The organism is Angustibacter sp. McL0619 (assembly GCF_049994355.1).
Lineage (GTDB): Bacteria > Actinomycetota > Actinomycetes > Actinomycetales > Angustibacteraceae > Angustibacter.
The window spans coordinates 2595645-2622155 of the sequence record NZ_CP188257.1 but is presented as its reverse complement, the minus strand read 5'-3'; the positions used below and the strand labels follow the sequence as shown (position 1 = coordinate 2622155).

The 26511-nt window shown below is 71.0% G+C and carries 24 protein-coding genes; 19 read left to right on the top strand and 5 right to left on the bottom strand.

Going from position 1 to position 26511, the window contains the following annotated elements:
* Positions 1–36 precede the first annotated feature (36 nt).
* The 10 genes from ACPPVT_RS12145 (at position 37) to ACPPVT_RS12100 (ending at position 11690) form a co-directional block, all read left to right on the top strand.
* The gene (locus tag ACPPVT_RS12145; RefSeq protein ID WP_426560557.1) at positions 37–2538 is read left to right on the top strand and encodes a DEAD/DEAH box helicase; all 2502 of its coding nucleotides are present in this window, start codon (positions 37–39) and stop codon (positions 2536–2538) included.
* 59 nt (positions 2539–2597) lie between these two features.
* Positions 2598–3743: an ROK family protein gene (locus tag ACPPVT_RS12140; RefSeq protein WP_426560555.1), complete on the top strand. Its 1146-nt coding sequence runs from the start codon at positions 2598–2600 to the stop codon at positions 3741–3743.
* 89 nt (positions 3744–3832) lie between these two features.
* Entirely contained in the window at positions 3833–5095 is a 1263-nt protein-coding gene (locus ACPPVT_RS12135; RefSeq protein ID WP_426560553.1) for an extracellular solute-binding protein, read from the top strand.
* Positions 5096–5193: 98 nt separating this feature from the next.
* Positions 5194–6108: a carbohydrate ABC transporter permease gene (locus ACPPVT_RS12130; RefSeq protein ID WP_426560552.1), complete on the top strand. Its 915-nt coding sequence runs from the start codon at positions 5194–5196 to the stop codon at positions 6106–6108.
* Positions 6105–7031 (top strand): carbohydrate ABC transporter permease, encoded by a 927-nt coding sequence (locus tag ACPPVT_RS12125; protein ID WP_426560550.1) that lies wholly within the window; start codon positions 6105–6107, stop codon positions 7029–7031. Before ACPPVT_RS12130 ends, ACPPVT_RS12125 begins: the two co-directional genes overlap by 4 nt.
* A 10-nt stretch (positions 7032–7041) precedes the next feature.
* Entirely contained in the window at positions 7042–8478 is a 1437-nt protein-coding gene (locus ACPPVT_RS12120; RefSeq protein WP_426560548.1) for a glycoside hydrolase family 3 N-terminal domain-containing protein, read from the top strand.
* Complete coding sequence (locus ACPPVT_RS12115; protein WP_426560546.1) at positions 8475–9461, top strand: ROK family protein; 987 nt, start codon at positions 8475–8477, stop codon at positions 9459–9461. The genes ACPPVT_RS12120 and ACPPVT_RS12115 overlap by 4 nt, the downstream gene beginning before the upstream one ends.
* Positions 9458–10600 carry an N-acetylglucosamine-6-phosphate deacetylase gene (gene nagA / locus ACPPVT_RS12110; protein ID WP_426560544.1) on the top strand — a complete coding sequence of 381 codons (1143 nt, stop codon included), beginning with the start codon at positions 9458–9460 and terminating at the stop codon, positions 10598–10600. Before ACPPVT_RS12115 ends, nagA begins: the two co-directional genes overlap by 4 nt.
* Before the next feature lie 2 nt (positions 10601–10602).
* A complete protein-coding gene (nagB, locus tag ACPPVT_RS12105) occupies positions 10603–11385 on the top strand; it encodes a glucosamine-6-phosphate deaminase (RefSeq protein WP_426560542.1) in 783 nt (260 codons plus the stop codon).
* 164 nt (positions 11386–11549) lie between these two features.
* Positions 11550–11690, top strand: a complete 141-nt coding sequence (locus tag ACPPVT_RS12100) for a hypothetical protein (protein ID WP_426560541.1) — start codon at positions 11550–11552, stop codon at positions 11688–11690.
* Positions 11691–11769: 79 nt separating this feature from the next.
* Here the strand turns inward: ACPPVT_RS12100 and ACPPVT_RS12095 are convergent, their stop codons facing one another.
* The gene (locus tag ACPPVT_RS12095) at positions 11770–12393 is read right to left on the bottom strand and encodes a flavin reductase family protein (RefSeq protein ID WP_426560539.1); all 624 of its coding nucleotides are present in this window, start codon (positions 12391–12393) and stop codon (positions 11770–11772) included.
* A 64-nt stretch (positions 12394–12457) separates the two neighbouring features.
* On the opposite strand from ACPPVT_RS12095, the gene ACPPVT_RS12090 reads away from it, so the two are divergent.
* Positions 12458–13510, top strand: coding sequence for an App1 family protein (locus ACPPVT_RS12090; protein ID WP_426560537.1), 1053 nt, complete (start codon positions 12458–12460; stop codon positions 13508–13510).
* On the opposite strand, the gene fabG is transcribed toward ACPPVT_RS12090, so the two are convergent.
* The 3 genes from fabG to ACPPVT_RS12075 are packed head-to-tail and all read right to left on the bottom strand — an operon-like array spanning position 13511 to position 16376.
* Positions 13511–14263, bottom strand: coding sequence for a 3-oxoacyl-ACP reductase FabG (gene fabG / locus ACPPVT_RS12085; RefSeq protein WP_426560535.1), 753 nt, complete (start codon positions 14261–14263; stop codon positions 13511–13513).
* 56 nt (positions 14264–14319) lie between these two features.
* The gene (locus ACPPVT_RS12080; protein ID WP_426560533.1) at positions 14320–16065 is read right to left on the bottom strand and encodes a putative T7SS-secreted protein; all 1746 of its coding nucleotides are present in this window, start codon (positions 16063–16065) and stop codon (positions 14320–14322) included.
* Positions 16062–16376, bottom strand: coding sequence for a hypothetical protein (locus ACPPVT_RS12075; protein WP_426560531.1), 315 nt, complete (start codon positions 16374–16376; stop codon positions 16062–16064). Before ACPPVT_RS12075 ends, ACPPVT_RS12080 begins: the two co-directional genes overlap by 4 nt.
* A gap of 155 nt (positions 16377–16531) precedes the next feature.
* Between ACPPVT_RS12075 and ACPPVT_RS12070 the strand changes: the two genes are divergently transcribed.
* Both ACPPVT_RS12070 and ACPPVT_RS12065 read left to right on the top strand, forming a co-directional pair.
* Positions 16532–16678 (top strand): hypothetical protein, encoded by a 147-nt coding sequence (locus ACPPVT_RS12070; protein ID WP_426560529.1) that lies wholly within the window; start codon positions 16532–16534, stop codon positions 16676–16678.
* A gap of 117 nt (positions 16679–16795) precedes the next feature.
* Entirely contained in the window at positions 16796–17719 is a 924-nt protein-coding gene (locus ACPPVT_RS12065; protein ID WP_426560527.1) for a proteasome assembly chaperone family protein, read from the top strand.
* Here ACPPVT_RS12065 and ACPPVT_RS12060 read toward each other — a convergent pair.
* Positions 17716–18492: a spermidine synthase gene (locus ACPPVT_RS12060; protein WP_426560525.1), complete on the bottom strand. Its 777-nt coding sequence runs from the start codon at positions 18490–18492 to the stop codon at positions 17716–17718. The two genes, ACPPVT_RS12065 and ACPPVT_RS12060, sit on opposite strands and share 4 nt — an antisense overlap.
* A 110-nt stretch (positions 18493–18602) precedes the next feature.
* Between ACPPVT_RS12060 and serA the strand changes: the two genes are divergently transcribed.
* From serA to nrfD, 6 genes are all read left to right on the top strand, one after another.
* Positions 18603–19799 (top strand): phosphoglycerate dehydrogenase, encoded by a 1197-nt coding sequence (gene serA, locus ACPPVT_RS12055; RefSeq protein ID WP_426560523.1) that lies wholly within the window; start codon positions 18603–18605, stop codon positions 19797–19799.
* A 276-nt stretch (positions 19800–20075) separates the two neighbouring features.
* Positions 20076–20279 carry a cold-shock protein gene (locus ACPPVT_RS12050; protein ID WP_426560521.1) on the top strand — a complete coding sequence of 68 codons (204 nt, stop codon included), beginning with the start codon at positions 20076–20078 and terminating at the stop codon, positions 20277–20279.
* A gap of 80 nt (positions 20280–20359) precedes the next feature.
* Positions 20360–21394, top strand: coding sequence for an L-glyceraldehyde 3-phosphate reductase (gene mgrA, locus ACPPVT_RS12045; RefSeq protein ID WP_426560519.1), 1035 nt, complete (start codon positions 20360–20362; stop codon positions 21392–21394).
* 46 nt (positions 21395–21440) lie between these two features.
* Positions 21441–24647, top strand: a complete 3207-nt coding sequence (gene fdh / locus ACPPVT_RS12040; RefSeq protein WP_426560517.1) for a formate dehydrogenase — start codon at positions 21441–21443, stop codon at positions 24645–24647.
* On the top strand, positions 24644–25552 hold the full coding sequence (locus tag ACPPVT_RS12035; RefSeq protein WP_426560515.1) for a 4Fe-4S dicluster domain-containing protein: 909 nt from the start codon (positions 24644–24646) through the stop codon (positions 25550–25552). The genes fdh and ACPPVT_RS12035 overlap by 4 nt, the downstream gene beginning before the upstream one ends.
* The gene (gene nrfD / locus ACPPVT_RS12030) at positions 25549–26475 is read left to right on the top strand and encodes an NrfD/PsrC family molybdoenzyme membrane anchor subunit (protein ID WP_426560513.1); all 927 of its coding nucleotides are present in this window, start codon (positions 25549–25551) and stop codon (positions 26473–26475) included. Before ACPPVT_RS12035 ends, nrfD begins: the two co-directional genes overlap by 4 nt.
* Positions 26476–26511: the final 36 nt, after the last annotated feature.

Below are 26511 nucleotides of genomic sequence, written 5' to 3'. Positions count from 1 at the left end.
CGCCCGTGCGAGCGGACCAGGCACGATGGGGGAGCGATGCTGCTCACCGACCTGGTCCCCGAGGCGCCCGACGCCGACTCCCTGTACGACGCCTTCACCACCTGGACGGCGGAGCAGGGGATCGCGCTGTACCCGGCTCAGGACGAGGCGCTGATCGAGATCCTCAGCGGCAACAACCTGGTCCTGTCCACGCCGACCGGGTCCGGGAAGTCCCTGGTGGCGACCGGCGCCCACTTCGCCGCGCTCGCGAGCGGTCGACGGAGCTACTACACCGCCCCGATCAAGGCCCTGGTCAGCGAGAAGTTCTTCACGCTCTGCCAGCAGTTCGGTTCGGCGAGCGTGGGCATGGTCACCGGCGACGCGGCCGTGAACGCGGATGCCCCGATCATCGCCTGCACCGCAGAGGTCCTGGCCAACCTCGCGCTGCGCGAGGGGGAGTTCGCCAACCTCGGCCAGGTGGTGATGGACGAGTTCCACTTCTACGGCGACCCGCAGCGCGGCTGGGCCTGGCAGGTGCCGATCGTCGAGCTGCCGCAGGTCCAGTTCGTGCTGATGTCCGCGACCCTCGGCGACGTGTCGTTCTTCCGCGACGACCTGACCCGTCGCACCGGCTTGGCGACCGCCGTGGTCTCCGGTGTGGAACGGCCCGTCCCGCTCAGCCACAGCTACGTGCTGACCCCGTTGCACGAGACCCTCGACGAGCTGCTCAGCACGAGGCAGAGCCCGGTCTACGTCGTGCACTTCACCCAGGCCGCGGCCCTCGAACGGGCGCAGGCCCTGATGAGCACCAACGTCGCCAGCCGGGAGCAGAAGGACGCTATCGCCGCGCACCTCGGTGCCTTCCGGTTCACGTCGGGCTTCGGCAAGACGCTGTCCCGCCTGGTGCGGCACGGCGTCGGCGTGCACCACGCCGGCATGCTGCCGCGCTACCGGCGACTCGTTGAGCAGCTCGCGCAGTCCGGACTGCTCAAGGTCATCTGCGGTACCGACACGCTCGGGGTCGGCATCAACGTCCCGATCCGGTCCGTCGTCCTGACCGGGTTGACCAAGTACGACGGGCACCGCCAGCGCCGGCTGAACGCCCGCGAGTTCCACCAGATCGCCGGGCGGGCCGGTCGCGCCGGGTACGACACCAGCGGCTATGTGCTCGTGCAGGCTCCCGAGCACGTGATCGAGAACGAGCGTGCGTTGGCGAAGGCCGGGGACGACCCGAAGAAGCGGCGAAAGGTCCAGCGCAAGAAGGCGCCCGAGGGCCAGGTGACCTGGTCGGAGGAGACGTTCGAGCGGCTCGTCGCCGCCGAGCCCGAGCCGTTGAAGAGCCGCCTGCGGGTCACGCACTCGTTGGTGCTCAACGTGATCGGGCGTCCTGGTGACACGCTCGCGCACTTCAGGCACCTGCTGCGCGACAACCACGAGACCGGCGCGCAGCAGCTGCGACACGTCCGGCAGGCCGTCGGCATCTACCGAGCGCTGCTCTCAGCGGGGGTGGTCGAGCAGCTCGCCGAACCGGACGAGACCGGACGGCGCGCCCGGCTCACCGTGGACCTGCAGGCCGACTTCGCGCTCAACCAACCGCTGTCCACGTTCGCCCTGGCCGCACTGGAGCTGCTCGACGTGGAGTCGCCGACCTACGCCCTCGACGTCCTGTCCGTGCTCGAGGCGACCCTGGACGACCCGCGGCAAGTCCTTCTCGCACAGCAGTTCGCGGCTCGCGGCGAGGCGGTTGCGCAGATGAAGGCCGACGGCATCGAGTACGAGGAACGGATGGACCTGCTGGAGGAGGTCACCTGGCCCAAGCCCCTCGCCGAGCTGCTGGAGCACGCCTTCGCCACCTACCGCACCGGGCACCCGTGGGTCGGCGACTACGAGCTGTCGCCGAAGTCCGTCGCGCGCGACATGCACGAGCGGGCGATGGGTTTCGGCGAGCTGATCCAGCTGTACGGGCTGTCCCGCAGCGAAGGGCTGGTGCTGCGCTACCTGGCTGACGCGTACAAGGCGTTGCGCCGCACCGTGCCCGAGGCCAGCCGCACCGAGGCGATCGTCGACCTCACCGAGTGGCTGGGCGAGATCGTGCGGCAGACGGACTCCAGTCTGCTCGACGAGTGGGAGCAGCTGGTCGATCCGAACCGGCCCGATGCCGCGGCGCAGGTTGACGCCGCGCCGCGGCCGCTGACGGCGAACCTGCGGGCTTTCACCGTGCTGGTGCGCAACGCCATGTTCCGCCGGGTCGAGCTCGCCGCCCTGGCCCGGTGGAACGAGCTCGGCGAGCTGGACGAGCAGGTCGGCTGGGACGCCGCGCGGTGGCGCGCAGCGTTGGAGCCGTACTTCGCCGAGCATGCGGACATCGGTACCGGACCGGATGCCCGCGGACCCCAGCTGCTGCAGGTCGAGCGGGGGACTGCGACCTGGCGGGTCCGGCAGGTGCTGGACGACCCCGCGGGCGACCACGACTGGTCGTTCGAGGCGGAGGTCGACCTGGCGCGGTCGAACGAGGAGGGGGCCGCAGTCGTGCTCCTGCGGAACGTATCTGTTTCGTGACCCGCCGAATTTGTTAGATCCCTTGACAGATTATTTGGTAGGAGTCTTTACTAACCGGCGTGACGCTCCCCAGCACACCGTCCGGACTGCGCCGGACCCTGCGGCCGACTGCCAAGGTGCTCCCCGAGCACGCCCGCAGCCACAACCGGTCGCTGGTACTGCAGTCACTGTTCCACGCCGGGCCGTCCTCGCGTGCCGACCTCAGCCGCGAGACGGGGCTGACCCGGGTCACCATCAGCGACCTGGTCGCCGAGCTGATCGGCGACGGCCTGCTCAGCGAGCTCGGCGCCAAGCCCGGCAGCCGGGTGGGCAAGCCCGCGACCCTGGTGGGGCTGCGGCACCAGTCCAAACACATCCTGGCCGTCGACCTGTCCGACGAGGACCGGCTGTGCGGTGCCGTCGTCGACCTGAGCGGCGCGATCCTGGAGCGTCGGGACGTCGCGCTGGCGGGGCTCACCGGTGACGCCGCCGTCGCCCTGGTGATCCAGCTGTGCCTCGACCTCGTCGCGCTCACCGACCGACCGCTGCTCGGGGTGGGGGTCGCGACGCCCGGTCTGGTGGACGCCGACGGCGTGGTCCTGCAGGCACCGAACCTGGGTTGGAACGCAGTGCCGCTGGCGCACCTGCTCGGCGAGGCGCTGAGCCTTCCGGTGCACGTGGCCAACGACGCCAACACCGCCGCCCTCGGCGAGTTCACCTTCGGCGACGCCGGCGAGCACGGCCTGATGCTGGTCCGGGTCGGCAAGGGTGTCGGTGCCGGGCTGCTGCTCGAAGGTGCGCTCCTGGCCGGGCAGCACCTGGCGGCCGGCGAGATCGGCCACATGACCGTCGACGAGCGCGGCGACGAATGCGCCTGCGGCCGGACCGGCTGTCTGGAGACCGTGATCTCGGCACCGGCCCTGCGTCACGCCCTGGAGGGCCAGGACGAGGCCGGCGCCCGCAAGGTGCTGACTCGCGCCGGTCGCTACCTGGGCACCACGATCGCACCCATCATCAGCGCACTCGACCTGCGCGAGGTGGTGCTCAGCGGTCCGCCTGAGCTGCTCGGCGGTCCGCTGCTCGACACCGCACTCGGCGTCCTTCGACGTCGGTGCATGCCCGTCGTCGGCGAGGACGTCGATCTCCGAATGCCCGCGCTCGGCGAGGACGTCGTCCTCACCGGTGCCGCGGTTCTCGTGTTGTCCGGTCAGCTCGGGGTTTCCTGACCCCGGCTGAGCCCTACCAGGTAAGTCGCCCAGCAGTGCCCAGGCGGTCGTCGTCCGGCGTTCGCCCACATCAGTGCAGGAGGATCCACGTGAAGCACATCCGGTCTGCCGCAGTCGTTCTGGCTGCGGCGGTCGCCCTGACCGCGTGTGGCAGCTCGACGGACTCGTCGAACGAGGCCGCCACCGCGGGAGGTAAGACCAAGATCCGGCTCTGGCTGGTCGGCACCGACACGCCCCAGGCGGCTCGGGACTACGCCAAGGCCACGTTCGAGAAGGAGAACCCCAAGGCCGAGCTCGTCATCGAGCAGCAGGTCTGGGACGGTCTCGTCGACAAGCTGACCACGTCGTTGTCGGGCAGCGACAGCCCCGACGTCGTCGAGGTCGGCAACACCCAGGCGGTTGCCTTCACCTCGGCCGGCGCCTTCAAGGACATCAGCGACAAGAAGGCCGAGCTCGGCGGCGACGACCTGCTCTCGGGCTTCGTCGACGCGGGCAGCTATGACGGCAAGCTCTTCGCGGCGCCCTACTACGCCGGTTCGCGACTGGTGTTCTATCGCAAGGACCTGGTCAAGACAGTGCCGACCACCCTGAACGACTACGTCGCGGAGGGCGCCAAGCTCAAGAAGGAGAGCAAGAAGAACCCCTTCTCCGGCATCTACTTCCCGGGACAGGACTGGCGCAACGCGCTCCCCTACATCTGGTCCGCCGGTGGCGACCTGGCCGTTGAGAAGGACGGCAAGTGGCAGGGTTCGTTGTCCACGCCGCAGTCGGTGGCGGGTCTGAAGCAGGTCCAGCAGGTCATGCAGAACGCCTCGGGCGCTGCGAAGGACGGCAACGAGACGGACCCGCAGGTTCCGTTCTGCGCCAACCAGATCGGCATGCTGTCGGCTCCGGGCTGGGTCAAGGGCTCGATCCTGGACCCGAAGGCCGGCTGCCCGAAGATGGAGTCCAAGCTCGGCGTCTTCGCCCTGCCCGGCGCGTCCGCCGGTCAGACCGCGCCGGTCTTCCTCGGTGGCTCCAACATCGCGATCGCCGCGAAGTCCAAGCACCAGGACCTGGCCTACGGCCTGATGAAGGTGCTGCTCAGCGACGGCTACCAGACCGAGATGGCCAAGGCTGGTCTGATCCCGGCCAAGAAGTCGCTGTTCTCCGCGCTGGGCACGGACGACGTCGCGAAGGCGATCGGCCAGGCCGCCAGCAACACCAAGAGCACCCCGGCCGCTCCGGGCTGGGCGAACGTCGAGTCCGACAAGATCCTCGAGGACCTGTTCGTCCAGATCGCCAAGGGTGGCGACGTGCAGAGCCTGGCGACCGCAGCGGACGCGAAGATCACCGCAGCTCTCAACCGCTGATCTGATCCAGCACCGCAGACGCAGCACTGACAGCTGAGCCCTTCGCGATGATGGGCTCCGACCAAGGAGACACCATCCATCGCACCAGGGAGGCAAGGGTGAGCGGCAGCACCATCGTGGCTCGCATCAAGCGCCGCTCACCCTTGCCGTACCTGCTGCTCGCCCCGACCTTCGTCCTGCTGGTCGTCCTCACCGGTTACCCGCTGGTGCGGCTGCTGGTCATGTCGACGCAGAAGTTCGGTCGAGCACAGGTCTTCGGCGCCCCGCCCGAGTTCGTCGGGCTGCAGAACTACCGCACCGTCCTGACCGACCCGCAGTTCTGGGCCGTCCTCGGTCGCAGCGCGATCTTCTGCGTGGTCAACGTGGCCGTCACCATGGTGCTGGGCATGCTGGTCGCGCTGCTGCTCACCAAGCTCGGCAAGGTGATGCGGCTGACCGTCACGCTCGGGCTGCTGCTGGCCTGGGCCATGCCGGCATTGACCGCGATCGTCATCTGGGGCTGGATGTTCGACACCCAGTACGGCGTGCTGAACTGGTTGCTCAGCGCCGCCGGGATGAACATGCTCGGCCACTCGTGGCTGATCCAACCCATCTCGTTCTTCTTCGTCGCCACCGTCGTCATCACGTGGCAGTCGATCCCGTTCGTCGCGTTCACGCTGTACGCCGGGCTGACCCAGGTCCCGGAGGAGCTGCTGGAGGCCTCCGGACTGGACGGCGCCTCGGCGTTCCAACGGTTCCGGCTGATCACCTACCCGCTGCTGCGCCCCGTCGTCCTCCTGCTGACCATGCTGTCGGTGATCTGGGACCTGCGGGTGTTCACCCAGATCTTCGCGCTGCAGGACGCCGGTGGGATCACCGCCAAGACCAGCACGATCGGCGTGTACATCTACCAGGTGGGCGTGGCCCAGGGCCGCTTCGACACCGGCAGCGCGATCGCCGTGATCCTCGTCGTCATCATGCTCGCCGTCTCGTTCGTCTACGTGCGACAGGTCATCCAGGAGGACGTCTCATGAGCGCCGCCCTCGACTTCCCGGCGAGCCCCCTCGAGGGTGTCGCGCGCGCCTCGCAGCGGTCGGTGCAGGTGGGTCGCGGCCGGGCCCGCAAGCGGGTGCAGCGAGTGCTGTACACGGTCGCCGGGCTGGCCGTCTTCGTCGTCTCGGTCTTCCCGGTCTACTGGATGATCAGCACGTCGTTCCTGCCGAACAACAAGATCCGCAGCGTCGACCCGACCTTCGCGCCGGTGTCGCCGACCCTGGACAACTTCCGCACCGTGCTCAAAGGCGACACCCAGTTCCCCTTCCTCGCCGCGCTGCGGGTCAGCCTGTCGGTGACCGGCGTCTCCGTGGCCGTCGCGCTGGTGATCGCGCTGCTGGCGGCACTGGCCATCGCCCGCTTCACGTTCCTGGGCCGGCGCGGATTCATCGTCCTGATCCTGGCCATCCAGATGCTGCCCGGCGAGGCGATGATCATCTCGCTGTTCCGGCTGCTCGACGGCTGGCACCTGACCAACACCGTGCTCGGGCTGTCCGCGGTCTACGTGGCCGCCGTGCTTCCCTTCACGATCTGGACCCTGCGAGGCTTCGTGGCAGGGATCCCGGTCGAACTGGAGGAGGCGGCGATGATCGACGGCTGCTCGCGGCTGCGCTCGTTCCGCTCGATCACCTTGCCGCTGATCGGGCCCGGGCTGGTCGCCACCGGCGTGTTCGCCTTCATCCAGGCCTGGAACGAGTTCGTCCTGGCGCTGGTCCTGATGAACCGCCCCGACCACCTGACCCTGCCGGTCTGGCTGCGCTCGTTCCGCCAGGTCAACAGCGGCACCGACTGGGGCGCGATCATGGCCGGCTCTACGCTGATGACCATCCCGGTCATCGTGTTCTTCCTGTTCGTCCAGGGCCGCATGGCCTCCGGACTGGTCTCCGGCGCGGTGAAGGGCTGACGTGGACGACGTGAGAGGGCTCGCAGCCCGCGTTCTGCTTGCCTCGTTCGACGGCCCGACGCTGCCCGACTGGGCCCGGCGACGGCTCGAGCACGGGCTCGGCGGGATCTGCCTGTACGGCACCAACATCGTCGACCGCCCCCAGATCGCAGCCCTGAACCGCGCGGTGCACGAGGTGAACCCGCTGGCCATCACCTCGCTGGACGAGGAGGGCGGCGACGTCACCCGCCTCTACTACCTGGAAGGCAGCCCGCACGCCGGGCACGCCGTCCTGGGCCGGGCGGACGACGTTGAGCTGACGCTCGCGGTCGCCGCCGACGTGGGCACCGAGCTGCTGGCCCACGGCGTCGACCTCGACCTCGGACCGGTGGCCGACGTCAACTCGACGCCGGACAACCCGGTGATCGGCGTGCGCAGCTTCGGCTCTGACCCCACCCTGGTCGCCCGGCACGTGTCGGCCTGGGTCCGGGGTGTGCAGTCCGCCGGCTCCGGTGCCTGCCTCAAGCACTTCCCCGGCCACGGTGACACGACCGTCGACTCGCACCTCGCACTCCCGACCGTCACCGAACCGCTCGAGGTCCTGCGGGAGCGTGAGCTCGTGCCCTTCGTCGCAGGGGTGCGGGCCGGCGCCGTCGCCGTGATGACCTCGCACGTCGTGGTCCCGGCGGTCGAGCCGGACGTCCCCGCCACCTTCAGCGCTGCGGCCACCCGGCTGCTGCGCGAGGAGGTCGGCTTCACCGGCCTGCTGGTCAGCGACGCCCTCGACATGCAGGGCGCCAGCGGCGGCCGAGGCATCCCCGCCGCGGCCGTCCTCGCCCTCGCGGCTGGAGTGGACCTGCTCTGCCTCGGTTCGTCGTTCACCGACCAGCGCGTCCAGGACGTCGTCGACGCGATCGTGGACGCGGTCGGCAATGGCGACCTGCCTTGGGAGCGGCTGACCGACGCCGCCTCACGAGTGGACGTCGCCGCCGCCAGGCTGGCCGAGCTGCGCGCCCACGCCAAGGCCGCACCGAACCCGGAGGCGAGCACGCAGGCAGCGCGGCGCGCGGTCGACACCGGCGGCCAACCACTAGCTACCGTGGTCAACGCCCAAGTGCTGCGGGTGCTCACCGGTACCAACGAGGCCGTCGGGCACGCCCCCTGGGGACTCCCGGAGCAGGGCAGCGTGTTGTCCGGCGGCAAGGCCCGCGACGTCCGCCAAGGCGACCAGCCCTGGCTGGACCTCGGTCCAGAACCCGTCGTCGTCCTGGTCCGCGACGCCCACCGCCACCCGTGGGCGCAACACCTGATCGCGCAGGTCGTGGCAGCCCGGCCCGACACCGTGGTGGTCGAGATGGGCTGGCCCGCAGACTCCGACCCCATACCGCCCGGCACGTTGCGCACCTGGGGTGCCTCGGCCGCGAGCTCGTCCGCGCTGGACGCCGTGCTGTCCGGAGCCGCGTCGTGACCGCTGGCCTCGTCGCGGGGGTCGACATCGGGGGGTCCAAGGCGCTCGCAGTCGTCGTGGACGACGCGAACCGGGTACTCGGCCAGGTTCGGCTGCCCACCGAGCGCGGCGCGGCGGGCGTGGTGGCCACCGCGGCGGAGGCGGTACGACAGGCGACCGAGATGGCCGGCTCCACCCTGACCGAGCTCACCGCGGTCGGCGTCGGCATCCCGGGGCTCGTCCACCCGTCCAACGGCTCCGTCTCACACGCGGTCAACCTCGACCTCGGGGCGGACCCGGTCGACCTGAGCGCCGCGCTGCAGCGCGAGCTCGGCGTCCCGGTCAGCGTCGAGAACGACGTGAACGCGGTGGCGGTGGGGGCGCACCGGCTGGCCGGCGCCCGGCGCGGTGACCTGGCGGTGCTGAGCATCGGCACCGGGCTGGCCGCCGGAATCGTGGTCGACGGCAGCCTGCACCGAGGCTCTCGCGGTGGGGCCGGCGAGATCGGCCATATCCCGGTCGACCCGCTGGGCCGCTGGTGCTCGTGCGGTCAGCGCGGCTGCCTGGAGACCATCGCGTCCGGCTCCGCCCTGTCGGCGGCCTGGCAGCCTGCGCACGAGGACGGCAGCTCGGTGTGGTCCGCGGCCGGCGCGGGCGAGGAGTCGGCGGCAGCGGCGGTGCGCTCGTTCGGCGCGGGCGTCGCGGCGGCCGTGCGACTGCTGGTCCTCGCTTGGGACGTCGAGCACGTGGTCCTGGCGGGTGGCGTGACCGGGGTCGGCCAGCCACTGCTGGACGTCGTGCGTTCCGAGCTGCTCGCGGCAGAGGCTGGCTCCGCGTTCCTGGCCGCGATGCGGCTGCCTGAGCGGGTCTCGCTGCTGCCGTCCCAGTCCCCGGTGGCCGCTGTCGGCGCAGCCGTACTGGCCAGGGACAGCCTGCTCGAGAGCTTCACTGCCATTCCCGACACCCTGCTCCCGGACAGCTCCGTCGACGAGATGTCGTCGTGAGCGCCGGGGACGCCCGTCGGCTGGGAGTGGCCCGCGCCGTCGTGGACGACGTCCTGGTCGAGGGCGACGTGGAGGTGGCCGACGGACTCGTCACCCAGGTGGGTCTCACGCCCGCGGGCACCGGCACGGCGGTTCCCGGCCTGGTCGACCTGCAGGTCAACGGGTACGCGGGGGTGGACCTGCTCGAGGCCGACGCCGGTGGCTGGCAGCAGGCAGCGGCCGCGCTGGCTCGGGACGGGGTGACGGCGTTCGTGGCCAACCTCGTCACGGCGCCGCCGGAGCGCACCCGCGCGGCGTTGTCTCACGTCGACTCGCTGGCTGCCGGCGCCGCCACCTCCGGTACCGGCGCGCGCGGCGGCGACGGTCCACGCGCCCGGCTGCTGGGTGCCGCGCTGGAAGGGCCGTTCCTGTCGCCGCAGCGGGCCGGCGTGCACGCACCTGAGCACCTGCGCAGCCCTGACGTCGCCGAGCTCGCCGCCCTCGTCGGGCACTCCCGCGTGACCGGGATGACCATCGCCCCGGACCTGCCCGGTGCCCTCGAGGTGATCCGGTGGGCCGTCGATCGCGGCATGCTGGTCTCGTTGGGGCACAGCGGCTGCGGCGCTGTCGCGGCGAACGCCGGGTTCAACGCCGGCGCCCGGACGGTGACGCACCTGTTCAACGCGATGGCCCCGATCACCGCTCGGGAGCCGGGGCTCGCCGGTACCGCCCTGTCGCGGTCCGACGTCGTGGTCCAGCTGATCTGCGACGGCGTGCACCTGGCCGACGAGTCCCTGCGGGTGGCGTTGACGGCCGCCCGTGGAGGATGGGTCCTGATCACTGACGCCATGGCCGCGGCCGGGCAGGGGGACGGGCGCTACGAGCTCGGGGGGCGGACCGTCACGGTCGCCGAAGGCGTCGCGCGTGACCCGGACGGCGTCATCGCCGGGAGCGTGAGCACGCTGGCCGGTGCGGTGCGCGAGGTCGTCCGCGTCGGTGCCAGCGAGCTGGACGCCATCCGGGCCGTGACCAGCCGGCCGGCGCGGCTGCTGGGAGTCGAGCTCGCGCGGGTGCGTCCCGGTGACCGGGCAGACGTCGTCGTCCTGGACGACGACCTCGAGGTGACCCGGGTCCTGGTGCACGGCAGGGAGGTGGCTTAGCCGTGGAGGTCATCGTCCTGTCGGAGGTGTCGGAACGCGCCGCGCTGGCAGCGGATGCGATCGCGGACCTCTTGCGGCGCAAGCCCTCTGCGGTGCTCGGGCTGGCAACTGGTTCGAGCCCGCTGCCGGTCTACGACGCGCTGGTCGCGCTGTACGACGCGGGCGAGGTGTCCTTCGCCCAGGCTCGTGCCTTCACCCTGGACGAGTACGTCGGCCTGCCCGCCGGCCACCCCCAGGCGTACCGGCAGGTGATCGACCGCGAGCTGGCCTCGCGGGTGGACTTCGCGCCGGGGGCTGTTCGGGGCCCGAACGGCGATACGGACGACGTGCCGGCCGCTTGCACGCAGTACGAGTCGGACATCGAGTCCGCTGGGGGAGTGGACGTCCAGCTTCTCGGCATCGGCAGCGACGGGCACCTCGCCTTCAACGAGCCCGGTTCGTCGCTGGCCTCGCGCACCCGGGTCAAGACGCTCACGCCGCAGACCCGGGCGGACAACGCGCGCTTCTTCGGCCACCCGGACGACGTCCCGCGCCACGTCATCACCCAGGGTCTGGGCACGATCCTGCAGGCAAGGCACCTGGTCCTGCTCGCCTCCGGGGGCGGCAAGGCGGCCGCCGTCGCCGCCATGGTCGAGGGTCCGGTCAGCGCGTCCTGCCCGGGCTCGGTGCTGCAGCTGCACCCGCACGTGACGGTTCTGCTGGACGCTGCCGCAGCGGGCGAGCTCAGGCTGCGCGAGTACTACGACCAGGTGTGGCGCGGGAAGCCCGCCTGGCAAGGAATCTGACGTGTGAGCCGACTCACTCGCTGATATCGGTCTCACCGTCGACCGGGCCATGCACGGGCCCTAGAATTGATCATGGACCACTGGTCCTGCTGTAGCGCAAGGAGCGCTGTTTCGACGACGAGGTCCAGCAGAGGCGGGGTCCGTCCATCGAGAGGGACAACACCATGTCCAACCGCATCCTGACCGCCATCGAGACCACCTACATCGAGCGGGTCAACCAGGCCGTCGAGGCCGACGACCTGGCACTGGTCGACCAGCTCGCTGCTGAGTTCGACGCCGAGCTCGCACAGCTCAAGGTCGCCTGAGCGTCCAGAGCGCCAGCAGTTCACGACCTGCGCCGGGCGGGGCCACGAGCCTCTCCCGGCGCAGTGCTGTCTGGGCCGGCTACGGGCCGGTCGCCTCGTACGGAAGACGAGCCAGCTCGAAGACCTCGCCGATGGCGGACCACTGGTCCCGGCCCAGCCGAGCGGCCGGGTGCAGGGCGTGGATGTCGGGCAGTCCGTCGTCCGCGATCGTCCTGCGCGAGACGCTCAGGTGCACGACGCGGCCGAACACCACGGTGCTGCCTCGCCCATCCTCGGTGAAGGTGTGCTCGCCGGCGAACACGCACTCCAGGGCAACGGGTGACTCGGCCACCCGCGGCGGTGCCACCAGGACGCTCGGGGCGGGCGTGAGGCCGGCCAGCTGCAGCTCGTCGACCTCCGGCGGGAAGTCGGTTCCGGTGCGGTTGACCTGCTCGGCCAGCTCGCGGGTCGCCAGGTTCACCACGAACTCCCCGGTGGCGCGGATGTTGCGCAGCGAGTCCTTGGTACGCACCGAGGTGAACGAGACGATCGGTGGCTCGGCACTGGCCACCGTGAAGAACGAGTGCGGTGCGAGATTGCGTACACCGTCCGCCGACAGGCTGCTCACCCAGGCGATCGGCCGCGGCACGACGACGGACGTGAGCCAGGGATAGGTCGCACCACGCCGCAGGTCCGCGACGGTGAGCTCGAGCCGGTCATCCACGTCTTCACCGTACGGGCACGCCGCGTACGTCACCCGGGCGGCTCACGCCTCCTATGGTGGAGGGGTGAGCGTGCCTGCCGCTGAGCCGATGCATCGCGCGGCCCGCACCGAGGACGCATTGAACCGAGCGCTGGCCCGGCTGCTGTTCCGCCGGGGTTGGCGGCCCCGGGTGATTCCCTACGCCGGCTACGGCACGCAGTCGTGGGCAAGGGTTCTGGGACGGGTGCTGCTGTCGCCGCCCGGGGTCGGCCAGCGCGACGACGTCGCCGTGCGGGGCTGGAGGCACTTCGTCAGCGCGAAGCTGGGCGGCGTCCCGGTCACCGTCGACGTGGGTGGGCGCAGCCAGGTCGTCGAGTCCGCACGAGGCGGCTACATCGACCTGGTGGTCGAGGCCGACCTGGAGCCGGGATGGGTGACGGCCGAGCTGCGCATCGCCGACGGCGTGGTCGCCGAAGCGCCGATCCGGGTGGTCGGCGCGCAGGAGCGGATCGGCGTGATCAGCGACATCGACGACACCGTGCTTGTCACCGCCCTGCCCCGGCCCTTCCTGGCGTTCTGGAACACGTTCGTGCGGCACGAGGAGTCCCGGCGTCCGGTCCCGGGGATGGCCGAGCTGTACCGCACGCTGACCCGGCACGACCCCGACGCCTTCGTGGTGTACCTGTCGACCGGTGCGTGGAACCTGGCCCCTGCGCTGCAACGGTTCCTGCGCCGCCGGGGTTTCCCGGACGGTCCGCTGCTGCTGACCGACTGGGGGCCGACCCCCGACGGCTGGTTCCGCTCCGGTCAGGACCACAAGCGGCGCACGCTGCGCCGCCTCCTCGACGAGCTGCCCCAGTTGCGCTGGGTCCTGGTCGGGGACGACGGCCAGCACGACCCGGCGTTGTACGAGGAGCTGGCCTGGGCGCGGCCGGAGCACATCAGGCTGGTGGCGATCCGCGAGCTCGGCGTGACCGAGCAGGTCCTCACCCACGGAACGCCCACACCGCTGCCAGGGCAACGGGTCCCGTTGTCGGCGACTTCCACGATGCCGTGGGTCCAGGCGCCGAGCGGGCACGGTCTGGTGGAGCTGCTGCGCGAGCGCGGGATCACCGAGGACGACACCTTGCGGCCCTGATCAGAGCTTTGCGCCGCCGTCGACGTAGAGCGTCTGACCGGTCACGAACGAGGCTGCGTCGCTGGCGAAGAACGCGATCGCGTTGGCGATGTCCTCCGGGTACCCGACGCGTCGAACCGGCGCCGCCTGCGCACTCGCCTCACGAAGCTGCTCGGGAGTGATGCCCAGACGCTGCGCGGTGGCATCGGTCATCTCGGTGACCACGAAGCCGGGTGCGACGGCGTTCACGGTGACGCCGAAGGGGCCGAGCTCGATGGCCAGCGTGCGGGTGAAGCCCTGCAGTCCCATCTTGGCGGCGGAGTAGTTCGCCTGGCCGCGGTTGCCGAGCGCCGACACGCTGGACAGGTTCACGATGCGACCGTGCTTCTGCTCCACGAAGTGCTTCTGCGCTGCTTTGCTCATCAGGTACGCGCCCTTGAGGTGCACCCCGATGACGGTGTCCCAGTCGTCCTCGGTGAGCTTGAACAGCAGGTTGTCGCGGGTCACGCCGGCGTTGTTCACCAGGATGTGCAGCCCGCCGAGTCGGCCGGCCACGGTGTCGACCGCTCGCTGGACCGCGTCCGGGTCGCGCACGTCGGCGCCGACCCCGATCGCGTTCGGCGAGATCTCGCCAGCCGTTGCGGCGGCTGCCGACTCGTCCAGGTCGAGCAGCGCGACCGTCGCACCGTCCGCGGCGAGTCGCCGCGCAGTGGCGGCACCGATGCCGCGCGCCCCTCCGGTGACCAGTGCGACGCGTCCATCCAGTGCACCCATCCGACAGCTCCTCGTCTCGTCGCGCTTCGAAGGCCACGATCCTTGCAGAGCGTGGGTCAGCGCGGGTCGTCAGGCGGCACCGGACCGCGCCCGGCGCCGTAGCCGGCCGTGCCCCCGGCCGACATCAGGGCGAGCCGGCGTCCATCGAGCGACAGCTTCGTCGGTGCGGTCGACTCTGCCGGGGCGTCGATGCCGAACCGGTCGAGCAGCAGGGGTAGGTCCCGAACACCGGGTGGCGTCGGGACCTGCTGGTAGCGCCAGCCGATCTCGCGCTCGAGCTGGTGCTTGTGCAACGGCCGGACCCCGACATCCCGGAACAGCTTGTAGCGGTCGTGGGTGTCCTCGCCCGCCTGGAAGCTGTCCGGGGTGTGAGTCTGGACCTCGAACAGCCGACCGGAGGCCGGGTCGTGCAGCGTGAGGTTGAGACCTCGGTACCGCGGGCCGTCCCAGGTCGACTTGGCCTTGACGAGGCCGAAACCCGCAGCTCGCAGCCCTTCAACCGTCCGCACCGACTTCTCGGCGTACACCGCGTCCGGGTACACGATGGTGTAGCGGACGCAGTCGTTGACCGTCGCGGCGATCCTGGTGGGCGTCGGCGCGGGCGACTTCGCGAGCTCGCCGGCGAACTTGCGGTTCAACGAGGTCTCGTCCTTGAGGACGGTCTCCGGCTTGACCCGCACGCCGCCGAGCCCGCCCGCCATCGACTCGACCCGCGCGGTGACCAGCCGCTCACCGAATCTCGCGTCTCTGCGTGTCACGTTCGCGACGGCGCTGGACACCGGGTCGAGCCGGGTCACCGTGCCCAGCTCGCTGGGTTCGCTCGCGTACGGCCGGACGTCGCCTGCCCGCAGCCCGGAGCGGCTGAACCGGCTGGTGTCGGCCATGGTGGCCCTCAATGCTCGCCCGTCGGCTGTCGGAAGCGCGGCGCGAGCCTGCAGCCTGAACGAGGACAGCTTGGTGGTGGCGAAGGGGTTGTCCGTGGCGAGAGCCACCGCGACGCCGGGAAGAACGGCGCCGGCCCAGATCTGCCGGCTGTCGTGCCAGGTGTCGAGGTCGAGGACGCTGCGTACGAGGTCACCCGGGTGGGTCGCGAGCCTCGCGGCGCCGTTGACCTGCGTCGCCACGTCGTGTCCGTAGCCGACCGGGTCGAGAAGTGCACGGTTCGTGTTGAACGTAAGCGCGGTGGCGAGCAGCCCGCTCACCGCCTTCAGCTCGCCCAGTCCCACGTCGCCCTGCCATAACCGCAGGGAGTGGGTGGGTCGCTGCCACCAGGGTCGCGGCTGCGGCGCGAGGTCGCGGCACCGGCGCAGCGCCTGCGCGCAGTCGGCTCCGCTCGCGCGCACCGCCGCACGGTCGGCGACGAGCTGGGCGTTCAGCTGCGCCCGGGTCGCGGCCATCGGGTCCGTGCCCGGTGCACCCGCTATCGCCCATTGCGTGGTGACCCGGCTTGCCTGCAGGTCGGCGCGCACGGCGTCGTCCGCGTGGCGCTGCGCGCGGTCCAGCACGCTGGCATGGCATCGCAGGTGCTCCGCGGCCTGCGACATCACCGCGCCGGCCCGGCCCACCGGTTGCCAGTCCAGCTGCAGGGCGGACACGAACGCCCGGGCGGCGCGGCCGCGCCATCCCCGCGGTGACATCCGCTGCATGATCGCCGCCAGCTTCAGCAGGCCGTCCGCGATCTCGTCGAGCTGCTCGGCGGCCTCGAGAACCCGGCTGACCCGGCCAGGAACCACGTCCGAGCCGTCGCTCGCAGCCGGGAAGGCCCGGGGGGCGGCCTCGACGACCGCCGGTGCTCGGGTCACCGCTGCGCCAGCCAGGAGGCCGGGCCTGACGGCACTGCGCCGGCCTCGGCCGCGCGGTAGGTGTCCGCCGCCATCCGCAGCAGCACCTGCCAGCGGGTGGCCTCGCCGGCCAGGTCGCCGAGCGTCTCGTCCCAAGCCGCCGCCATCGCGATCAGCGCGTCGCCCAGCTCGTCGTCCCCACACTCCCGGGCCCTGCCCCGGAGCACTCCTGGGTGGCCGCGCAGATCGCGGACGGCATCGGCGGCCCGCTCGGCCACTTGCGCCTCGAGCTCCAAGGCGTCCGGGACCACGGAGTACGCCACCTCGCTCATGGTCGACCGCCTTTCGTCGTCGTGTTCATGATCGACAACGGTAGGGAGTCTCGGCCGGGTGCCTCGGTCTTCGTCCACAGGCTGCGAGCACCCGGTGTCAGAGCCCGGCCCGAGGTCTGCGAGAATAGTCAAGTCTTCAACTGTCAGGAGGGCACATGAGCCAGGACACCACCGCAGTCGTCACCGGTGCCGAGCGTCCGCGCGGAGGCCAGAGTGTGGCGAACCCGCGCCGGCTGCGCCTGGGTCGCGACGGTCGCCCGCTCCCGGTCGCCGCTCGGGACGAGGACTCCCGCCCGGCCTGAGCAGGGCTGTGCCGCCCGGGGCCGCGCGCGGGATGGTTCAGACCCCCTCGAGCGTTGTCACCGTTGGCGACCTCGGCTGCCAGCCGTTCATGACGTCGCCCACGACGGAGGACCCACGTGCTCGACCCTCGCACTCTGTACACGCTCGCCGAACCGTCACCGGACCTGGTGCCGGGTCCTTCGAGCACGCTCGTGCACGCCTTGAACGGTTTCGTGGACGCCGGGTCGGCGCCGCGCCTGGTCGCGGACCATCTGCTGACCAGCCTGCCGCACGAGGTGGTGGCGACGTTCGATGCCGACCAGCTCGTGGACTACCGCTCCCGGCGCCCGGCGATGGTCTACGACCAGAACCACTACGCCTCGTACGAGCGTCCCGAACTGCTGCTGTACTCCGTGCGCGACCGGGACGGCCAGGTCTTCCTGCTGCTCCGCGGTCCCGAGCCGGACACCCAGTGGGAGCGGTTCGCCGCGGCGGTGGCGCAGCTCGTGGAGCACTTCGACGTCAGCCGCACGATCGGTCTGCACGCGATCGGCATGCCGGTCCCGCACACCCGTCCGCTCGGGGTGATCGGGCACGCGAACCGCGGCGACCTGGTGCCGCAGGGGCAGTCGTGGCCTGGCACCGTCCAGATTCCGGGCTCGGCCGCGGCTTTGCTGGAGCTGCGCCTCGGCGAGGCCGGCCACGCCGCCCTGGGGTTCGTGGTGCAGGTACCGCACTACCTCGCCGACACTCCCTACCCCGACGCCGCGGCCGTGCTGCTGGACTCGCTCACTGAGCAGGCCGGCCTCGTCGTGCCGCGCTCGGAGCTTCTCAGTGCCGCCGAGCAGACCCGCGAGGCCATCGCCGAGCAGGTCGCCGGCTCGGAGGAGGTCGCGCGGGTGGTCACCGCGCTCGAGCAGCAGTACGACGCCTACGCAGGCGGGCGCGAGCGGCGGAGCCTGCTGGCCACCGACGACGCCTTGCTGCCGTCGGCCGACGAGCTGGCCGCGGAGGTCGAGCGGTTCCTGAAGTCGGAGGCGCCCGAGGATCCCGGCGCCTAGCTCGTGATCGGCTCTGCTCCGGACGCCAGCCGGCGCGTCTCGGACGGCGGCACCACCCGCGCCGGGACGGGCCCGCTCACCACGCGGCGGGTCAGGTCGGCCACCGGCAGGGCGCGGCGGGACGCCACCAGCAGCACGTTGCCGTAGCGCCGCCCGCGCAGGTGCTGCGTCTCGCCGACGAGCGCCACGTGCGTGAAACGGGTCAGTGCGGTGGCCACCTCCCGACGAACCAGCCGCAGCCCTGGCCGGTCGGCGATGTTGGCCACGTACAGCCCGTCCGTGGCCAGCACGCGCGCCGCCTGGCCGACGAACTCGGTGGTGGTCAGGTGCGGGGGAGTGGTGTCACCGGCGAAGGCGTCCCGAATGACCAGGTCGAACTGGCCGGCGTCCAGCGGCCTCAGGCCTGCCAGGCCGTCGGCCTCGCGCAGCCGGAAGCCGCTGCGTCTGCTGTAGCCGAAGGCCTCGCGCGCGAGTGCGATCACTGCGGGATCGTCGTCCAGCACGATCTGGCGGGACCGGGGCCTGGTGGCCGCCACGTACCGCGCCAGCGTGCAGCCGGCGCCCCCGATATGCACCGTGTGCACCGGTTCGCCGTCCGCCGCCATCACGTCGATGACGTCCCCGGCCCACCGCACGTACTCGAACTCCAGCCGGGTCGGGTCGCCGAGGTGCACGTAGCTGCTTGGCACGCCGGACACCACCATCGTGAAGCCCTGCGGGTCGTCAGGGTCGGGGACGACGGTTGGTGAGGACCCTTCGGCCGGCTCGTTCACGCGCCGAGCCTAGGCCGACGCGTCGTCCAGCTGGCGGACCGGCGTCTCACCTGTCGGTGGCGCCTCGTACTCTGATGGCCTGTTACCGACGACGCTCCGGGAGAGACGGCGTGCGCGCACTGCTGCTCGAGAACATCCACGCCGACGCGGCCGAGCTGCTGCGCGCCAGTGGCCACGAGGTCGAGACCCGCTCCGGCGCGCTCGACGAGGCCGAGCTGATCGAGGCCCTGCCCGGCGTCGACCTGCTGGGGATCCGGTCGACCACCTTCGTGACCGAGAAGGTGCTGGCCGCCGCGCCCCAGCTGCAGGCGATCGGCGCGTTCTGCATCGGCACCAACCAGATCGACCTGACCGGCGCCACCGGAAACGGCGTCGCGGTGTTCAACGCGCCGTACTCGAACACCCGAAGCGTCGTCGAGGTGACCATCGGGGCGATCATCGCGCTGGCCCGCCGGCTGACCGAGAAGAACACAGCCATGCACGCCGGGATCTGGGACAAGTCGGCCAAGGGGTCGCATGAGGTCCGCGGGCGCACGCTGGGCATCGTCGGCTACGGCAACATCGGCTCGCAGCTGTCCGTGCTGGCCGAGGCGCTGGGCATGTCCGTGTACTTCTACGACACCGAGGACCGTCTGGCGATGGGCAACGCCCGTCGCTGCGGCAGCCTCACCGAGCTGCTCGAGACCGCCGAGGTCATCTCGCTGCATGTGGACGGTCGCCCTGGCAACCAGAACCTGTTCGGGGAGCGCGAGTTCGCGGCGATGCGGCCGCGCTCGCTGTTCATGAACATGTCCCGCGGCTTCGTGGTGGACACCTCGGCGCTGAGCAAGCACATCGGGTCCGGCCACATCGCCGGTGCGGCGATCGACGTGTTCCCCTTCGAGCCCAAGCGGCAGGGCGACCCGTTCGAGTCCGACCTGCGCGGGCTGCCCAACGTGATCCTCACCCCGCACGTCGGCGGCAGCACGCAGGAGGCGCAACAGGACATCGGTCGCTTCGTCGCGGGCAAGCTGATCTCCTACGCCCAGGGCGGTGCGACGTCCCTGTCGGTGAACCTGCCGCCGATCGGGGCCGGCGAACTGTCGGGGTCGCACCGGCTCGCGCACATGCACCGCAACGTCCCCGGCGTGCTGGCCACGGTGAACGCCCTGTTCGCCGAGCACGGGGTGAACGTCGAGGCGCAGAACCTGAGCACCCGTGCAGACGTCGGCTACCTGGTGACGGACGTCAACGCGGACTACACCCCGGACATCATCGAGCGGCTCGAGCGGATGCCCGAGACGATCCGGCTGCGCGTGCTGTCCTGACCGTCGAGCCGTCCCTGTCCGCCCCGCGATGATGGGCGCCGTTCGCGCTCATCAGGTTGGGCGACAACCCTGGCGGCATGCCCCCCAGATGGCATAATGGGATGCGCTGCAGTTCGGATTTCTTGCGTTGATCGGCGCTCGGGACGGCGTATCCGTCGCTGGCGCCGATGTTCACGGGCTCCGCTCGCTAGGGCCACAGCTCCAACGTGGGGATGCATGATCCTGCATCAGACCGGCACAGTGCCGGTCGCAGTACGTCCCCTGGAGGACAACGGCATGGCACAGGGTTCTGTGAAGTGGTTCAACGCTGAGAAGGGCTTCGGCTTCATCGCTCAGGACGGCGGCGGCGCTGACGTCTTCGTTCACTACTCGGCGATCCAGACCCAGGGCTACCGCAGCCTGGACGAGAACCAGCGCGTCGAGTTCGAGATCACCCAGGGCCCGAAGGGCCCCCAGGCTGAGAACGTTCAGCCCATCTGATTTCGGCTGCGTCAGGACGGCCCCCCGCCTCGGTGGGGGGCCGTCGTGCGTCTCGGCGACATCGGAGCAGACTGGCCCCCATGATCCCCGCACCGTTCCGCGCCGCAGAAGACCGCTACGACTCGATGACCTACCGCCGCTGCGGGCGCAGCGGCCTCCAGCTACCCGGCGTCTCGCTCGGGCTCTGGCACAACTTCGGCGACGACTTCGCCATCGAGGGTCAGCGCGCGACCCTGCGCCGAGCGTTCGAGCTAGGGGTCACGCACTTCGACCTCGCGAACAACTACGGCCCGCCGTACGGCGCCGCCGAGGCCAACTTCGGCACCATCTTCGCCCAGGACTTCCGGCCCTACCGCGATGAGCTGGTCATCTCCAGCAAGGCCGGCTACGACATGTGGCCCGGGCCGTACGGCGAGTGGGGTTCGCGCAAGTACCTGCTCGCCTCCCTCGACCAGTCGCTGTCCCGGATGGGCCTGGACTACGTCGACATCTTCTACAGCCATCGCTTCGACCCGGAGACCCCGCTCGAGGAGACGATGGGTGCGCTGGACCACGCCGTGCGGTCCGGCAAGGCGCTCTACGCCGGCATCTCGTCGTACTCGCCCGAGCGCACCAGCGAGGCCGCCGCGATCCTGCGGGCCATGGGAACCCCGCTGCTGATCCACCAGCCGTCCTACTCGATGCTCAACCGCTGGATCGAGGAGAGCCTGCTGGACACCCTGGAGACCGAGGGCGCCGGCTGCATCGCCTTCTCGCCGCTGGCCCAGGGCATGCTCACCGACAAGTACCTGGACGGCGTGCCGGAGGGTTCGCGCGCCAGCCAGGGCAAGTCCCTGTCGATCGAGCTGCTGACCGACCAGACGTTGCGGCACATCCGCTCGCTCAACGAGCTGGCCAAGGAGCGCGGCCAGTCGCTGGCCCAGCTGGCGCTGGCCTGGGCGCTGCGCGACCAGCGGGTCACCTCGGTCCTGGTGGGTGCGAGCAGCGTGCGCCAGCTCGAAGCCAATGTGGCCGCGCTGGACAACCTCTCGTTCAGCGACGACGAGCTGGCCGCGATCGACGGGGACGCGGTGGAGGCCGGGATCAACCTCTGGCACCGCTCCAGCGACTCCTGAAGGCGCTGCGGTGGCGGGGGCGGGCGGCGAGTGGTTTGCTGCGGCTATGGGCGCGCGGACGTGGATCCAGGGGTGGCCGGCCTATCGCCAGATGACCGGCACGGACCCGCTCGGCCGCGGTGACGCAGTCCGCTCCGCCCGCACGGACGGGCTGACTGCGCGCACCGAGCAGGCGGACACCGTCGTGGACTCGGTGTGCCCGTACTGCGCAGTCGGTTGCGGCCAGAAGGTGTACGTCAAGGACGGTGCGGTCACCCAGATCGAGGGGGACCCGGCGAGCCCGGTCTCGCGCGGGCGACTGTGTCCGAAGGGCAGCGCCAGCAAGCAGCTCGTCACCTCGCCGCAGCGGGTGACCACGGTCCGCTACCGCCGTCCCGGCGGCACCGACTGGGAGGACCTGGACGCAGACACCGCGCTGGACATGATCGCCGACCGGGTCATCTCGACCCGCCGCGAGTACTGGCAGTGGGAGCAGGACGGACGGCGAGTCCGCCGCACCATGGGTGTCGCCAGCCTGGGCGGGGCGACGCTGGACAACGAAGAGAACTACCTGATGAAGAAGCTCTACACCGCCATGGGCGCGGTGCAGATCGAGAACCAGGCCCGCATTTGACACTCCTCAACCGTCCCCGGTCTGGGGACCTCGTTCGGTCGCGGCGGCGCGACGTCCTTCCAGCAGGACCTGGCCAACGCTGACTGCATCCTGATCGAGGGCTCGAACATGGCCGAATGCCATCCGGTCGGGTTCCAGTGGGTGATGGAGGCCAAGGCGCGCGGCGCCACGGTCATCCACGTCGACCCGCGGTTCACCCGCACCTCGGCAGTGGCCGACCTGCACGTGCCGCTGCGGGCCGGAACCGACATCGCGTTCCTCGGCGCGCTGGTGAACCACGTGCTGAGCAACGACCTCGACTTCCGCGAGTACGTCGTCGCGTACACCAACGCGGCCGCGATCGTGGGCGAGGACTTCCGCGACACCGAGGACCTGGACGGGCTGTTCTCCGGCTACGACGCCGAGACGGGCAGCTACGACTCGTCGTCCTGGCAGTACGAGAACGCGCCCGAGGCGGCGGCGGCAGGGAACCGGCACGACGCCGCCCAGTCCGAGACCGCCGGTTCCGGCGGCCCGAGCGTGCACGCCAAGCCTGAGCGGGACGAGACCCTGCAGCACCCGCGCTGCGTGTTCCAGATCCTCAAGCGGCACTTCGCGCGGTACACCCCCGAGCTGGTCGAGCAGATCTGCGGCATCGCGCCCGCCGACTTCGCCAGGGTCGCGGAGGCGATCACCGCCAACAGCGGGCGGGATCGGACCACGGCCATCTGCTACGCAGTCGGCTGGACCCAGCACGGCACCGGCGTGCAGAACATCCGCACCGCAGCAATCCTGCAGCTGCTGCTCGGCAACATCGGGCGCCCCGGCGGCGGCATCATGGCGCTGCGCGGGCATGCGAGCATCCAGGGCTCGACCGACATCCCCACCCTGTTCAACCTGCTGCCCGGCTACATCCCGATGCCGCACGCGGAGCAGCACCTCGATCTGGACACGTTCGTCGAGGAGGACGCCGGCAAGACTGGGTTCTGGGGCAACATGCGTGCCTACACCGTGAGCCTGCTGAAGTCCTACTGGGGCGAGACTGCCACGGCGGACAACGACTTCTGCTTCGACTACCTGCCAAGGGTCACCGGCGACCACTCCAGCTACCCCACCGTGATCGCGCAGATCGAGGGGCACTGCAAGGGCTACTTCCTGGTCGGTGAGAACCCGGCTGTCGGCTCGGCCAACGGCAAGCTGCAGCGCCTCGGCATGGCGAACCTGGACTGGCTGGTGGTCCGCGACCTGGTGATGATCGAGTCGGCCACGTTCTGGAAGGACGGACCGGAGATCGCCACCGGCGAGCTGCGCACCGAGGACATCGCGACGGAGGTGTTCTTCCTGCCGGCGGCCGCACACACCGAGAAGAGCGGCTCGTTCACGAACACGCAGCGGATGCTGCAGTGGCACCACAAGGCCGTCGACCCACCTGGCGACGCCACCAGCGAGCTCCAGTTCTACTACGAGCTCGGTCTGCGGATCCGCGCCAAGCTGGTCGGCTCCACCGACGAGCGGGACCGTCCGCTGCTCGACCTGACCTGGGACTACCCGCTCGAGACAGGCAGCCTCGAGCGCGGCCGACCCGAGCCGAGCGCCGAGGCAGTGCTGCGCGAGATCAACGGCACCGGGCCGGACGGCGCCGCACTCAGTGCCTACACCGAGCTGAAGGACGACGGCAGTACCCGGTCCGGCTGCTGGATCTACTGCGGTGTCTACGCCGACGAGACGAACCAGGCGGCTCGCCGCAGACCCGGCCAGGAGCAGAGCTGGGTGGCGCCCGAGTGGGGCTGGGCGTGGCCGGCGAACCGCCGGATGCTGTACAACAGGGCTTCCGCGGCGCCGGACGGCACACCGTGGAGCGAGCGCAAGGCCTACGTGTGGTGGGACGAGCAGGCCGGTCGGTGGACCGGTCACGACGTGCCCGACTTCATCGTCGACCGGCCACCGGACCACGTCCCGGCCGACGACGCGAAGGGGCCGGACGCCATCGGCGGCAAGGACCCGTTCATCATGCAGACCGACGGCAAGGCCTGGCTGTACGTGCCCACCGGCCTGGCCGACGGCCCGCTGCCCGCCCACTACGAGCCCCGCGAGTCGCCAGTGCCGAACCGGCTCTACGCGCAGCGCGACAACCCGGCGGGTCAGCGGCTGCCGCACCGGGCGAACCCGGTGAACCCGGCGGGCAGCGACGTCTTCCCCTACGTGTTCACCACCTACCGGCTGACCGAGCACCACACAGCCGGCGGCATGAGCCGCACCCTGCCCTACCTGGCCGAGTTGCAGCCCGAGATGTTCTGCGAGGTCTCGCCGGCGCTGGCCCGTGAGCGCGGGCTGAGTAACGGCGGATGGGCCACGATCGTGACCTCCCGGACGGCGATCGAGGCCCGCGTGCTGGTCACCGAGCGGATGCGGTCGCTGCGCGTCGACGGCCACCGGGTCGAGCAGGTCGGGCTGCCCTACCACTGGGGCGGCAGCGGTCTGAGCACCGGCGATCCCGCCAACGACCTGGTCAACGTCACGATGGACCCGAACGTGCACATCCAGGGCAAGGTGGGGACCTGTGACGTGGTGGCGGGGCGTCGTCCGCGCGGTGCCGGGCTGACCGAGTTCGTCGAGGACTACCGTCGTCGTGCCGGCACCAGCGAGGGGAGCGGTTCGTGAGCAGCAGCTGGTCCGGACGACTGGACGACGTCGCCGGTGACGCCGGGTACGCCGCGCCGCCGCAGCGGGTGGGCTTCTTCACCGACACCTCGGTCTGCATCGGCTGCAAGGCCTGCGAGGTGGCGTGCAAGGAGTGGAACCTGGTGCCCGAGGACGGCATCTCGCTGACCGGCATGAGCTACGACAACTCCACCCAGCTGGACGCGAACACTTGGCGGCACGTGGCGTTCATCGAGCAGACCCGACCCGTCACGGACCTGGGCATGCCGGCCGTCGGCCCGCCCGCGACGTCCGCTGCGGTCGGCCCGCCCGAGGGTCCACCAGCCGAGGCCGGCGCCGAGATCCGGTGGCTGATGTCGTCCGACGTCTGCAAGCACTGCACGCACGCCGCCTGCCTGGACGTCTGCCCGACCGGGGCCCTGGTGCGCACCGAGTTCGGCACCGTCATCGTCCAGCAGGACGTCTGCAACGGCTGTGGCTACTGCGTTCCCGCCTGCCCGTACGGCGTGATCGACCAGCGCAAGGAGGACGGCCGGGTCTTCAAGTGCACGCTCTGCTACGACCGCATCGGGGACGGCCTCGAACCCGCCTGCGCCAAGGCGTGCCCGACCCAGTCCATCCAGTTCGGTCCGCTCGACGAGCTGCGTGAGCGGGCCGCCGAGCGCGTGCAGGTGCTGCACGACAGGGGAGTCGACGCCGCGCGGCTGTACGGCCACGACCCGGACGACGGGGTCGGCGGGGCTGGCGCGTTCTTCCTGCTGCTGGACGAGCCCGAGGTCTACGGGCTGCCGCCGGACCCGGTGGTGACCACGCGGGACCTGCCCTCGATGTGGGCGCACGTGGGTGCGGCCGCCGCGGGTCTGCTGGTCGCCGGCGCGGCCGCGTTCCTGGGACGGCGCCGGTGAGGGAGCGCTCGCTGGTCCCCGAGCCGGAGTTCGACTCCTACTACGGGCGCCCGGTCCTCAAGGCGCCGGTCTGGAAGCAGCCGGACGTGCCGCTGTACCTCGCCATCGGCGGGTACGCGGGGGTCTCGGCGATCCTGGCCGAGGGTGCGGCTGCGTCCGGTCGCCCCGGCTTGGAGCGGGTCACCCGTGTCGGTGCTGCCGTGGGGGTGGCGGCCGGCACGGTCGCACTCGTGCACGACCTCGGCCGGCCCGAGCGGTTCCTGAACATGTTGCGGGTGTTCAAGCCGACGTCCCCGCTGTCCGTCGGGTCGTGGATCCTCGCTCCGTTCGGCGGGCTCGCCACTGCGGCAGCTGCATCGTCGGTCTCCGGCCGGCTCCCCCTGCTGGGCCGGGCGGCCGGGTTGGGCGCCGCCGCGCTCGGGGCACCGCTGGCCACGTACACCGCCGCCCTGCTGGCCAACACCGCCGTCCCGGCCTGGCACGAGGCCCACCGCGAGCTGCCGTTCCTGTTCGCCGGCAGCGCGGCGTCGGCGGCCGGCGGGGTGGCGCTGGCACTGGCGCCGCTCGACGAGAGCGGGCCGGCGAGGCGGATGGCGGTGCTGGGTACCGCTGTCGAGCTCGCCGCCGAGGCTGGCATCGAGACGCGGCTCGGGAGTCTCGCCGAGCCCTACCGGACGGGTCGGCCCGGCCGGCTCAGGACGGCCTCCCGGGCGCTGGGCGTCGCCGGAGCGGTCGGGGCGATGCTCGGACGGCGGTCCCGTACCGTGTCCGTGGCCTCCGGGTCGGCGCTGGCGGCGAGCTCGATCCTGTTGCGGTTCGCGGTGTTCCAGGCCGGGCTCGCGTCGGCCAAGGACCCCAAGTACACCGTCGGCCCGCAGCGGGACCGGCTCAGTGCACGCCGCCCATCAGCGGCGACCGAGTAGTGCAGGTCGATCAGCAGGATTCCGACAGGCAGGCCA